The 12,174-nt window shown below is 63.3% G+C and carries 10 protein-coding genes; all 10 read left to right on the forward strand.

Features of this window, described 5'->3' with window-relative positions:
- The first annotated feature begins 31 nt into the window (after positions 1–31).
- Positions 32–1,180 (forward strand): DNA replication/repair protein RecF, encoded by a 1,149-nt coding sequence (gene recF, locus FRC96_RS03895; RefSeq protein ID WP_146972903.1) that lies wholly within the window; start codon positions 32–34, stop codon positions 1,178–1,180.
- 609 nt (positions 1,181–1,789) lie between these two features.
- On the forward strand, positions 1,790–3,316 hold the full coding sequence (locus tag FRC96_RS03900) for a class I SAM-dependent RNA methyltransferase (RefSeq protein WP_146972906.1): 1,527 nt from the start codon (positions 1,790–1,792) through the stop codon (positions 3,314–3,316).
- Positions 3,317–3,580: 264 nt separating this feature from the next.
- Positions 3,581–4,498: a hypothetical protein gene (locus FRC96_RS03905; RefSeq protein ID WP_146972909.1), complete on the forward strand. Its 918-nt coding sequence runs from the start codon at positions 3,581–3,583 to the stop codon at positions 4,496–4,498.
- Between the two features lie 120 nt (positions 4,499–4,618).
- Positions 4,619–5,620 (forward strand): GTP 3',8-cyclase MoaA, encoded by a 1,002-nt coding sequence (gene moaA, locus FRC96_RS03910; RefSeq protein ID WP_146972911.1) that lies wholly within the window; start codon positions 4,619–4,621, stop codon positions 5,618–5,620.
- A gap of 1 nt (position 5,621) precedes the next feature.
- Complete coding sequence (locus tag FRC96_RS03915; protein ID WP_146972913.1) at positions 5,622–6,341, forward strand: molybdenum cofactor biosynthesis protein MoaE; 720 nt, start codon at positions 5,622–5,624, stop codon at positions 6,339–6,341.
- Between the two features lie 125 nt (positions 6,342–6,466).
- Positions 6,467–7,372, forward strand: coding sequence for a cyclic pyranopterin monophosphate synthase MoaC (locus FRC96_RS03920; protein WP_146972916.1), 906 nt, complete (start codon positions 6,467–6,469; stop codon positions 7,370–7,372).
- Between the two features lie 350 nt (positions 7,373–7,722).
- Entirely contained in the window at positions 7,723–9,288 is a 1,566-nt protein-coding gene (locus FRC96_RS03925) for a lysine 5,6-aminomutase subunit alpha (RefSeq protein WP_146972919.1), read from the forward strand.
- A gap of 77 nt (positions 9,289–9,365) precedes the next feature.
- Positions 9,366–9,878 (forward strand): DUF3015 family protein, encoded by a 513-nt coding sequence (locus tag FRC96_RS03930; protein ID WP_146972921.1) that lies wholly within the window; start codon positions 9,366–9,368, stop codon positions 9,876–9,878.
- A gap of 423 nt (positions 9,879–10,301) precedes the next feature.
- Positions 10,302–10,796, forward strand: coding sequence for a DUF3015 family protein (locus tag FRC96_RS03935; RefSeq protein ID WP_146972924.1), 495 nt, complete (start codon positions 10,302–10,304; stop codon positions 10,794–10,796).
- A gap of 882 nt (positions 10,797–11,678) precedes the next feature.
- Positions 11,679–12,170: a hypothetical protein gene (locus tag FRC96_RS03940; protein WP_146972926.1), complete on the forward strand. Its 492-nt coding sequence runs from the start codon at positions 11,679–11,681 to the stop codon at positions 12,168–12,170.
- Positions 12,171–12,174: the final 4 nt, after the last annotated feature.

Genomic DNA, 12,174 nt, shown 5'->3' on the forward strand with positions numbered 1-12,174 from the left:
CTCGCCACATCACCCCCGAGATGTCTTAACGATGCTTCTGGAAGCCCTTCGACTGCGCGATTTTCGCAACCTGCAGCACGTGATGTTGACGCCCAACCCGCGTTTTAACGTGATTGCCGGTCCCAACGGTCAGGGCAAAACCAACCTCCTGGAAGCCATCTACCTCTTGAGCGCGGTGAAGAGCTTTCGGCCCGGCACGACCAACCGCGCGCTGATTCATTTCGAGCGCACCGAGGCCACCCTGGAAGCCCGCGTGGAGCGCGGAGGCCACGAGCGCCTGGTGCGCCTGGAGATCTCCGAGCGCGGCAAGAAGGTGTTTTTGAATGAGGGGCAAGTCCGCAATATCTCGGACTTTTTCGGCACCCTGAACGTCGTGATCTTCGGGCCGGATGACATCGGCATTCTGCGCGGCTCACCCTCGGAGCGGCGGCGTTTTATGGACCGCGCCATCTTCAACGCCCACCCCGCTTTTGGCACCGAATCCACCCACTACGAGGATGTGCTCAAGCACCGCAACGCGCTCTTAAAAGAGCCGCGTCAGGACGCCGCCCTGCGTGCGGTCTACGACGAGCAGCTCATCACCTACGGCGCCCAGATCCTGCGCCGTCGCCTGGACTTCATCACCCACTTTCGACCCGTGCTCACCCGCACCTTCGCGACGATCTTTGACCCCTCGCTCGCTGCCGACCTGCGCTACGCCCCGAGCTGGCTTGAGGAGGGGGACGAGCGCTTCGATGAGGCCGAGGCCTTAAGCTCCCCGCAGTACCTGGAGCGTGCCCTGGAACAGGCCTTAAGGCGCACCGAGCGGGACGAGCGCGAGCGCGGCTACACCCTGATCGGCCCCCACCGCGACGACCTCCACACCACGCTCGGCGGCCACGACGTGCGCACCTTTGGCAGCCAGGGCCAGACCCGCGCCTTCGTGCTCGCCATGAAGATCGCCGAGATCACCTACCTGGAAGAGCGCTACCATTTTGCGCCCATCCTCCTGCTCGACGACGTCTCCAGCGAGCTCGACCGAGAGCGTAACCGCCTGCTCTTCGACTTTCTGCGCGCCCGCACTCAGGGGCAGGTCTTCATCACCACCACCCACCGCGATTTTATTCTGCTCGACCAGAATTTGAGTATTTTTGACGTGCAGGGCGGTCAGGTCATCGAGCGTGTCTCGGACGACGCGTGATTACCCCGACCGAAGAAACCCTCGTACCGCTCAATACGATGGTCCGAAGCGAGCGACGCGGCTTTCACCGGTTGAAACACCCCTGTCGAAGTGAACGACGCGGCCTTCGCCGGTTAAAACACCCGTGTCGAAGCGAACGACGCGACCTCCGCCGGTTGAAATAGCCTTCGTGAAGCGAGCGAGAAGGTCTCCGCTGGTTGAAATAGCCTTCGCCAGGCGAGCGTGATGGCTTTCGCCGGTGAACATAGCTTTCACGAAGCGAATCGCATGCCTTTCGCCGGATAAAAGAGGTGTTACGAAGCAAGTGACGCCCCTGTTTGAAACGCAACGAGCCCCGTCGAAGGGAATGGCGTGGCTCGTTCATCCGGCGAGACACGCGTCGAAGGGAATCCCTCACCTCTTTTAGACGGGCCATGACGCGTTGAGCGCTTTGACAAAGGTGCTTCAACCGGCGGACACCTCGACACAGCGAATGTCAGGGCGCGTTCAAAACGAAATCACGTGCCGGACTGCCCGACACTGCTATTTTAATTTAAAACCATCGCGTCGAAGCGCATCGAATAAGGCGATCGACGCTTTTGAGCCTCAACGCCTGAAGAGAGCAAAACCATGATTCTGGAGCTTAGCCGGGGATTTCGACACGGCGACGAGGTCGAGCTGACCATCGACAAAATGAACGAGCGGGGCCTGGGCGTCGCCTTTGTCGAGACGGTCATCGGCCCGCAGAAGATGGAGAAGCGCTACGAGGTCTTTGTGCGCAAGGCCATCCCCGGCGACCGGGTGCGCGTGCGCATCGACAAGACGCGCCGCAAGCGCGCCTCGGCCACCCTGCTGGAGATCCTGGAGCCCTCGTCGCTGCGCATCGAGCCCCGCTGCCGCCATTTTGGCACCCGCGAAGAGGCCGGTAAGGGCTGCGGCGGCTGCACCCTGCAGTCGATGCGCTACCGCCATCAGCTCGCCATCAAAGAGCGTCTGATCAAAGAGAATTTTCAGCGCGTGGGCCTCGATCCCGGCCTGGTGCTGCCGCTCAAAGGCATGGAGGAGCCCTGGTACTATCGCAACAAGATGGAGTTCACCTTTGGCGACGACGCCGAGCGCCACTTCGCGCTGGGGCTCTACCCCTCGGGCTACAAGTTCGAGATCCTTCATGTGCAGGAGTGTCACCTGCAGTCGGAGTTCGTCTCGCGTTTTGTGCCGGCGATGGGAAGTTTCTGCGCCTCGGTGGGGCTGGAGCCCTACCACAGCCGCCGCGATGAGGGGTGGCTGCGCAACCTCACGATCCGCGAGGGCAAACGCACCGGTGAGGTGATGGTGGAGCTGATGACCAGCCCGGCGACGGAGGTGCGCCTGGGGGAGGAGGCGGTCGATGCGGAGCAGGCCGCGCGCGCGGTGATGCAGGAGGCCCAACGCCTGGCCTCGGAGCTCGGGCGGCCCGTCACCTCCTTCTACTGGTCGCGCTACATCGCCGAGAAAGGCAGCCCCACGCGCATCGAAGAGACGTTGCTCGCCGGCGCCCCCGTCTTGAGCGAGGAGATGCACCTGCCGGGAGAGCAAAGGTTGCGTTTTGAGATTCATCCCCGGGCGTTTTTTCAGCCGAATACTCTGCAGGCCGAGCAGCTCTACACCGAGGTCATCGAGCGCGCCGGGTTGCTCGACGCCGACAACCCCCGTCGCCCCAAAACCGTGCTCGACCTCTACTGCGGCACCGGCACCATCGGTCTCTGCCTCTCGCCATACGCCGAGCGCGTGTTGGGCATTGAGCTGCAGCCCGACGCCGTCGACAACGCGCGCAAAAACGCCGTCGACAATGGCATCGATAACGCCTCCTTCTTTGTGGGCGATGTGGGCAAGGTGCTCGCCAGCCCCGAGTTCATCAAGGCCCGCGGCGACGCCATCGACCTGGTGGTGGTCGACCCGCCGCGCTCCGGGCTTTTTGACCAGGCCATTGAGCAGATTCTGGAGATTGCCGCCCCCACGCTGGTCTACGTCTCCTGCAACCCCAAAACTCTGGCCGACAACCTCGTCGCCCTCACCGAAGGCGGCTACCAGCTGGAGGTGGTGCAGCCGGTCGACCTCTTCCCGCAGACCTACCACGTGGAGAACGTCGCGCTTTTAACGCGTAAACCTTCACCCTGAGATGTTCGAGCGGGGAGGCGCACCCACCGCAATCGCAAAGCGGGTGCCCACCACCCGCCACCGTAGGGGGACCCCTTGTGGGTCCCCGCCCTGGGAGTTCCGGAGGGGCACAAGACCCCTCCCTACGGATTGGGTGGGTTTTCCATAAAAAAACCTTGTGGGAATTTGCGATTGCCCTGGAGGCGCACCCACCGCGGCTTTGCGGCGCGCCCGGGCGCTGGTAGCGTGGGCGCTCGCCAGGCAGCTCGCGTCGCTTGAGTCTGCGTGGCCGAAGAGGCCCCGAGAACTCGCCAGCGCGACGGTTTTGGTGGGAGTGGAAACGTTGATGAAGATGAGGTCGCTATGAACTTCGAGCTGCTCGTTATTCTGGTGATCGTGGGCTTCGGGATCGCCGCTTTTTTCGTGGTGTTTCAAAACATCTCGCGCATGCAGGAACTTATGAAGACGAAATCCTACTGGCGAGCGCTCGCCGAAAGTTTCAACCTCAAGCATGACACCACGGGTTCCTCGCATGTGGAGCGGCTGGTGGGCTCGCACCGCGCCTGCCCGCTGATCCTCACGGGCACGGGCGACCCCCTGAGCGAGGGGTACGAGCTGGAGGCGGAGATCGATCTCGTCAAAGCGCTGCATAAGACGCTGACGCTTATCAGCGAGCCCGACCCGCAGCAGCCTCCCACCATCAACACCGTCTACGCCGAGGGGCCTTCGCAGGCCCACGAGCTCCTGCAGGCCCCCACGCTTCGCACGGCCTGGGATGAGGCCGCCGCCTTCGCCGGTCACATCGAGCTGCGCGACGCCACCCTGCGCCTCAAGCGTCGCGGTCCGCTCAGCGACGCGACGATCCTCGAAGAGCTCACCGAGCTGGCCGTCAGCCTGGCCATCGTGCTGGAGAATCAGGCCGGCAAGTTCCCCACCCTCGCTGCCGAGGGGCGCAAACTCCCCGGCCCCGCCGCCCAGGCCGGCCGTTTGCCTGTATCCGGCGAGCTGCACTCGCGGAGTACGAGCCCGATGAAGGGGGACTTTTTTGAGGAGAAAGCGGGCTTCCCGGTGCGCGGTGAGTGGGACCGTTCGGAAGAGTTCCGGGTGCCCGCCGAGGGCAAAAAAGAGGCGGAAGCGAAGCGCAAGAAAGCGGCTGACGACGATCTGAAGCTTCTCGATGAGGATGATGGCGACCTCTTTTGAGGTTATGGGAGCCCGAGCTCGGCGCAACCTCACCCGCCCCCACCTCAGACGACTGGACAGCGCCCCGCGCCCCACTACACTGAGCGCCGACTTCGGGTTTCTCTTGCAGGCAGTCGGCCCATGACCTCATCCCCCCCTTCATCGCAGCTCATCGACCGTTTTGGACGCGCGCACCGCTCGCTGCGCGTCTCGGTCACCGACCGCTGCAATCTGCGCTGCTCCTACTGCATGCCGGCCGAGGGGCTGCCCTGCGCGCCGCGCTCCGAACTCTTAACCTTTGAAGACATCACCTTTGTGGTGGGCGTGGCCTGCGAGCTGGGCGTCGATAAGATTCGCCTGACCGGCGGCGAGCCGCTTTTGCGCCGGGATGTGCCGGAGCTGATCAGGATGCTCAAGGGGGAGACGGCGGTGGCCGATGTCGCGCTGACGACCAACGGGCTCCTGCTCGATCGCAAGGCCGCCGAGCTCAAAGCCGCCGGGCTCGACCGGGTCAACATCAGCCTGGACTCGCTCGATCCGCAGCGTTTTCGCGAGATCACCCGCAACGGCACGTTTGAGAAAGCCTGGGCCGGGCTGGAGGCGGCGCTTTCGAGCGGCTTTGATCCGGTGCGCGTCAACACCCTGCTCCTGGCCGGCGTCAACGACGATGAGCTCGACCGCTGGATCGAGCTCACCCGCACCCACCCGGTCGATGTGCGTTTTATGGAGATCATGCCCATTGGCGAGGGGGCGCTGCACGCCAGGGCCGGCCGCTTTGTGAACCTCACCGAGCTCATCGCCGAGCTGATGGCCACGCGCGGTCTTCAGGTCGATGAGGCGAAGATCGGGAACGGTCCGGCGCGCTACTACCGGGCGCCCGGCGCGCGGGGTCGGATGGGCTTTATCACGCCGATCTCCAACCCCTACTGCGACACCTGCGCGCGGCTGAGGCTGACGTCGACCGGCGAGTTGCGGGCGTGCCTGGCGGTCGACGATCAGCATGAGCTTAAAGAGGCTACCCGGCTTCGGGATCGTGAGGCGTTGAAGGCTATCTTTGAGCGCGCCGTCTTCCAGAAACCCGCCGGCCACCAGTGGCGCAAAGGTCACGTGACCGCCGCGGGCATGTCGGCCCTGGGAGGTTGAGATGAAGATCCACGTGCGATTTTTCGCCGGACTCGCCAGCCGCGCCGGCTGCCGCGAATCTTTTATTCAGGTTGCGCCGCAGGGCGATGAGGATGGGGAGGTGTGTGTGGCCGACGCCCTCTCGACCATCGAGCACGACTTTCCCTCCCTGGCTTCGATGCTCGCGCGGGTGGCGGTGGCGCTGGATGACACGATCGTCTCGGCCTCGGCGCCCCTTTATGAAGACGCGACCCTCGACCTGCTTCCGCCCGTCAGCGGGGGCACCGACCTCCCCGCCAGCCCGTCGCGCTGGCTCTCCGAGACCCCGCTCGATCTGAGCGCCTTGTTGGCCGAATGTGAAGATCCGGCCGGCGGCGGCCTGGTGGTTTTCAGCGGCGATGTGCGCAACCACCACGAAGGCCGCCGGGGGGTCACTGCCATCACCTATGAGGCGCACCCGGCGATTGCCGCGCGCGTTTTAAGCGAGCTCGAAGCCGAGATTTTGCAGCGTTTTGAGGTGCTGCGCTGCCGCATCCAGCATCGCACCGGGCGAGTGGAGGTGGGCCAGGCTTCGGTGCTCGTGGTCTGCCGCGCCGCCCACCGCGCCGCCGCCTTTGAGGCCGCCCGCTACGCCATCGATACGCTTAAAGTAAAAACCCCCATCTGGAAGCTTGAGCATTACACCGACGGCTCGGAGCGCTACCTCGACGGCACCCCGCTTCAGCCCGAGGACGAGGGTTAACACCACCCCAAAACGCTACGGCCTCGACCCCTTGCTTCGCGCCGAGCTTCTTCAACTCGCCGGATCGCACTCGCTGCTCGGCGGATCGCCGACGGTATCGACTTACCTGGATTGAGAATCTGCGTATGAAAGACATCACCCACAAACCCACCAGTGAGCGGTTTGCGCGCGCCTCGGCGATGCTGCGCATCGACGCGGCCATTCTTGAGGCGACCGACCACGGGCGTAAGACCGATAAGGGAGACGCCATCGAGGCCTCGCGCGTGGCGGGGATCATGGCCGTCAAACGCACCTGGGAGGCGCTGCCTTTCTGCCATCCGCTGCCCATCACCGCCTGTGACGTGCATTTTGAGTTCTTGCCCGAGGGCATCTACCTGGAGGTCACCGCCACCACCGTCGGTCAGACGGGCGTGGAGATGGAGGCACTTTACGCGGCCAGCGTCGCGGCGATGAACCTCTATGACATGCTCAAGCCGCACGCGTCTGCGGACACCGGGCTGATCAGCGTCACCGACATCAAGCTCGTCGAGAAACGCGGAGGAAAGAGCGATTTTCGCGATCCGGTCAGCGTGCGCGCCGCCATCGTCGTCACCTGCGATGCGGTGGTGCAGGGCTTTAAAGACGACAAAGCCGGGCGCATCGTGCGCGATCGTCTGCTCAAGCGGGAGGGCGTCGATATTTTTGATTATATCCTGCTGGGCAACGATCCGGGCCCGATCGAGGCGACGATCGACGATCTTCTGGCAAGAGAGCTCGATCTGATCATCACCGTCGGCGGCACGGGACTTGAGCCTTACGCCCGTACCGTCGAGGTGGTGCAGTCGCGTATTCAACGCCCCATCCCCGGGATCATGGAGGCCGCCCGCGCCCACGGTCAGGCGCGCACCCCGCGCGCGCTCATCTCCCGCGGGGTCGCCGGCCAGGCCGGCCACACCCTGCTGGTGACCCTGCCCGGATCCACCGCCGGCGCCACCCAGAGCTGTGACGCGATGCTCACCGGCCTGCTCGAAGCGGTGCGCCCCGCCCACTAAAGGCGCTCACGCAGGCCGAGGTGAACGTTCTTAAGAGCGCGCGTGGGCCGGCTTCGCCCGCTCCACGCGCGTGAAACGCGTGGGCCTCCTGCTTCCAATTCAGGCTCTGTTTCACGTGAAACGCACGAGCGTGGGTCGTGCTAAAGGGGTGATTTTGAAGCTGAATTCAGACCGGCGTTCGCCAGATCGTTGATGACCAGAATACCTTTGCCGGGGTGCCGATCGCCGATCTTGCTCCCCCCGGCTCGCTCGGGGTAAACCGGGCCCCTGAGCGCTGCTGCTGACGCAGCGGGCGCCGGCCTCTTCGCCCCTCCACCTCTCTTATTGCCTCCTCGCTTCGGGTACACGTTATGGCCTCTAAACTCGATCTCGATCCCCGCATCATCGACCGCGCGCGCCAGGCCGCCAGCGACATCGCCGACACCATGGACGCGTTTATTCGCGAGCGCACCACCGTGGCCGTCGAGCGCACCACCCTGCGCCTGCTCGGCGTCGACGGGGTCGATGAGGATGATGTGCCCCTGCCCAACGTCGTGGTCGAGCACGCCCTGCAGGCCGGCGTGCTCTCTGAGGGCATCACCCGGCATATCGTGCGGGCGATGCTTCACACCGGTCGCGACGCCCAGACGGTGAGCGAGGCCATCGCCGAGGGAGATCTGGACGTGAGCGAGCTGCCGCTGATCGATGAGGCGCAGATTCAGGAGCTTGGCGAGGAGCTGGCCGCCGAGGCGATGGCGCGCATTTCGGCGCGACGCGCCGAGCGCGATGATTTTCTAAATCGTTATGAAAAACGCCCCGCGCCTCTGCATTACGTGATCGTGGCTACCGGCAATATCTATGAAGACGCCGTCCAGGCCCGCACCGCCGCTCGCCAGGGCGCCGACATCATCGCGGTGATCCGCTCGACCGGGCAGAGCCTGCTCGACTTTGTGCCCTACGGCCCCACCACCGAGGGTTTTGGCGGCACCTACGCCACTCAGGCCAACTTTAAGATCATGCGCGAGGCGCTCGATGAGGTCGGCGAGGAGCTGGGGAGGTATATCCACCTCTGCAATTATTGCAGCGGGTTGTGCATGCCCGAGATCGCCGCGATGGGCGCGATCGAGCGCCTGGACATGATGCTCAACGACGCCCTCTACGGCATCCTCTTTCGCGACATCAACCCCCAGCGCACCTTCGTCGACCAGTATTTTAGCCGCATGATCAACTCGGCGGCCGGCATTGTGATCAACACCGGCGAGGATAATTATCTGACCACCGCCGACGCCGTGGAAGCCGCCCACACGGTGACCGCCAGCCAGTTCATCAACGAGCAGTTCGCGCTGCGCAGTGGCCTGCCGCCGGCACAGATGGGCCTGGGCCACGCCATGGAGATGGACCCCACCATCGAAAACGGCTTTCTCTTTGAGCTCGCTCAGGCCCAGCTCGCACGCGAGCTCTTCCCCCAGGCGCCGCTCAAGTACATGCCGCCGACCAAATACATGACCGGCAACATTTTTCGCGGTCATATCCAGGACGCCCTCTTCAACCTCATCGGCGGCTGGACCGGTCAGGGCATTCAGCTTCTGGGCATGATGACCGAGGCGATGCACACCCCGCATATGGGCGACCGCTACCTGGCGCTGGAGAACGCCCACTACGTCATGAACAACACCCGTCAGCTTGGCGAGGAGATCGAGTTCAAGTCGGACGGCATCATCCAGCGCCGCGCCCGGCAGGTGCTCGCCGAGGCCTGCCAGCTTCTCGAAGATGTGCGCGATAAGGGGATGTTCGACACCCTGGCCGCCGGCACCTTTGCCGACGTCTTCCGCCCCGTCGATGGTGGCAAGGGCTTGAGCGGCGTGCTGCGCCGTGCCCCCGATTATTTTAATCCGGTGGAAGAGGCGCTGCGAAAGTCGCTGGACCTCACCCCCTGAGCCGGGGTACATAAAAGGCCTTCAAACCATGTTGTGGGCCCGACTTTTTCGTTGATCTCTTGTGATCGGAGATTTCTATGTCGATGTATTCTCGTAGCTTCGTTTCGGCGCTAATCGTTGCGCTTGCCTTTGCGTTTTCAACCCCCGCTTATGCCCAGACGACGGCCGATGAAGAGGCCGCGGCTGCTACGTTTTCCGTTTCCACAAGTTCATATTATGCAGGTTTTATTACTACATACGCATCTATTTTTACGATTCCAATCGGTTTGACAGTTCTTATTGTAGTGTTGTTGACGCGCTCCTCCTCGGAGATGGAGTCGTACATCGAAGAGAACAATGTCGCGCTGCAGCACGATCTGCACATGGGCGGCGGTGAGACGACCGCCGAGCTGGCGAAGATTTTCAATGTGCCGGCCGATCAGCACGCCGAATTTGCGCAGGTGCTCAGCGAGAACCGCAGCGAGCTTCTTCCCCTGACCGACGTCGATACGTTGACCCCGGAGCGGGCCGGCACCTTCGTGCGCGTGATCTACGATGCGCTGATGGAGAAGCCCGAGTTCGCGCAGCACCTGCCGCGCGTGGACGCTTAAGTTCTCTGACATACCCTCGGTCGGCTTTTTTTGGCGTGTTGCGGACCGGCTGGCGAGTTGAAATGACCGGGCCTCTTTGTGGGGCCCGTTTTTTATGTGTTTGGTGACGCCCTGGATACGCTCGGGTCGGGGGGGCCCGCGAAAAGATGTGGTCAGGTGGTCAGGTGGTTGGGTGGTTGTGGGGCGCCGGTGGTTCGCGATGTGGGGCGATTCGTGGGGGCGTTGGGGGGCATGCGAAGGGTTGTGACGGCGAGTTAGCAGAGTAAAAGGGGAGCCAAGGGGTCTGAGTGGTCGCTCTTTTGATGAAGTGCATAAAACGCATACGCCCTGCGTCGATGGGCTGCTACGCTCCTCTTTCTATGGCGTGATGATGCGGTTTGGGTGTGGTGTATCGGGATAAACGTGTTGTTCTGGAGGTCGTAGATGTCGTCTCGTTCGTCGTTCGTTTCAATTCTGCTCGCGATGGTGGTTTCTCTGGCTCTGGTCACGCATTCCAGCGAGGCGCATGCCCAGGAGGGCGGCGCGACCTTTGCCTATCTGGGATTTTATGGCGCGATCTCGAGCTACACCGGTCTGACCACGACGGTGGCCGGCGGGGTCACCCTCACGGTGATGTTGCTCGTGAAGTCCTCGGCCGACATTGAGAATTATGTCGATCAGAACGCGGTCGCCCTTCAGCATGACCTCTATATGGGAGGCGGCGAATCCCTGGGCGACCTGGCGACGATCTTCAACGTGCCGGACGAAGCGCACGGGCGCTTTGCCTCGGCGCTCTATCACGAGCGCGACACCCTCTCGGCCCTGATGAACACCGCGGATTTTGATCGCCCTCGGGCCGGTCAGTTTCTGGCGGTGGTCCTCGACGCGATGCAAAAGGACGCGGTGCTGGCCGCCTCGATGCCGCATTTTGAGGGCTGAAGCGCGTTCGGTACCGGCGGATGTCTGCCAGACCATTCACGACGCCAGCCACCGGGGGTTCACGATGTGGGGAGATTCGTGTGGGCGTTGGGGGCACACGAAGGGATGTGGTTGGGTGGTTAGGTGGTTGGGTGGTTGGGTGGTTGTGGGGCGCCGGTGGTTCGCGATGTGGGGTGATTCGTGGGGGCGTTGGGGGGCACGCGAAAGGGCTTAGCTGTCGATTTACCTGAGTAAAACGGGAGCTAAGGGGTCTGAGTAGCCGATTTACCTGAGTAGAACGGTAGCTAAGGGGTCTGAGTAGCCGATTTACCTGAGTAGAACGGTAGCTAAGGGGTCTGAGTCGCCGATTTACCTGAGTAGAACGGGCACTAAGGGGTCTGAGTCGCCATTTTACCTGAGTAGAAGGGGAGCTAAGGGGTCTGAGTCGCCGATTTACCTGAGTAGAAGGGGAGCTAAGGGGTCTGAGTCGCCGATTTACCTGAGTAGAAGGGGAGCTAAGGGGTCTGAGTCGCCGATTTACCTGTGCCGAGCGCCCCGGGACGACGCTGGCTGTGTCGCTACGTCGTCGCGGTGGCGCTGCCACAGCTTCCTCCTTGCTCCTTGCTGGACGTCGCCCTGGATGCGCTCGGGCTTTTTTTCATGCGGGAGAAGGCTGAGTGGCTGATTTACCCGGGTAGAACGGGCGCCAGGGGGCTGACCGGCGCGTCGTCGGGCATTGCGGTGCCTCGCTGCTTGCGTGCTGTCGCGCTGCTCGGTAGCGTCAACGGGTCGTCGAAACACTCTTTCTCGACCCGCTTTGCGGGTGCTGTCGTGGAGCTCCCAGGTATGCAGTGGCACCGGTTTCGATCCAATACGTCCAGATATGCAATGGCATCGTCCCGCATGACGCGAGCATCGAAGGTGGCGGTGTGCGCGGCGGCGCTGACGATGCTCGTGGCCTCCCCGGGCTTTGCGCAGTCGGAGCCGACCAATGGCACGCCCTGGTTTGACGATATCTTCTCGCTCTCGACCTCGACGACGACCACGGCGGTGGTGGTGGGGGCGGTGATTCTGACGGTGAACCTGGTCAACGAGACCAGCGCCGCGCTGGATGTGTACCTCGACGATAACGCGGTGGCGGTGCAGCAGGATCTGCACCTCGGGGGCGGCGCGGCCACAGCCGACCTGGCGAGGATCTTTGGCGTGCCCTCGCAGGGGCATGAGGCCTTTGCGCAGCTGCTTTTTGAGGCGCGCCACGAGCTCTCGCCACTCTGCGCGCCCCCGAGCGATGACCTCGCCTCCCGGGAGCGCGCCCACGCCTTCGCCGCTCATGTCTTCGGGGCGATGGCGCAGCACGCCACCCTGGCCGGGCATCTCCCGCAGCGCGAGGGCTGACGCG

The organism is Lujinxingia vulgaris, assembly GCF_007997005.1.
In the GTDB taxonomy this organism is placed as follows: Bacteria; Myxococcota_A; Bradymonadia; order Bradymonadales; family Bradymonadaceae; genus Lujinxingia.

What these genes read in the sequence shown, in the direction of transcription:
- FRC96_RS03920 (WP_146972916.1), top strand. Translation starts at nt 6,467, where the DNA reads ATGAAAGACATCACCCACAAACCCACCAGTGAGCGGTTTGCGCGCGCC.
- FRC96_RS03935 (WP_146972924.1), top strand. Translation starts at nt 10,302, where the DNA reads ATGTCGTCTCGTTCGTCGTTCGTTTCAATTCTGCTCGCGATGGTGGTT.
- FRC96_RS03900 (WP_146972906.1), top strand. Translation starts at nt 1,790, where the DNA reads ATGATTCTGGAGCTTAGCCGGGGATTTCGACACGGCGACGAGGTCGAG.
- FRC96_RS03925 (WP_146972919.1), top strand. Translation starts at nt 7,723, where the DNA reads ATGGCCTCTAAACTCGATCTCGATCCCCGCATCATCGACCGCGCGCGC.
- FRC96_RS03930 (WP_146972921.1), top strand. Translation starts at nt 9,366, where the DNA reads ATGTCGATGTATTCTCGTAGCTTCGTTTCGGCGCTAATCGTTGCGCTT.
- recF (WP_146972903.1), top strand. Translation starts at nt 32, where the DNA reads ATGCTTCTGGAAGCCCTTCGACTGCGCGATTTTCGCAACCTGCAGCAC.
- moaA (WP_146972911.1), top strand. Translation starts at nt 4,619, where the DNA reads ATGACCTCATCCCCCCCTTCATCGCAGCTCATCGACCGTTTTGGACGC.
- FRC96_RS03940 (WP_146972926.1), top strand. Translation starts at nt 11,679, where the DNA reads ATGACGCGAGCATCGAAGGTGGCGGTGTGCGCGGCGGCGCTGACGATG.
- FRC96_RS03915 (WP_146972913.1), top strand. Translation starts at nt 5,622, where the DNA reads ATGAAGATCCACGTGCGATTTTTCGCCGGACTCGCCAGCCGCGCCGGC.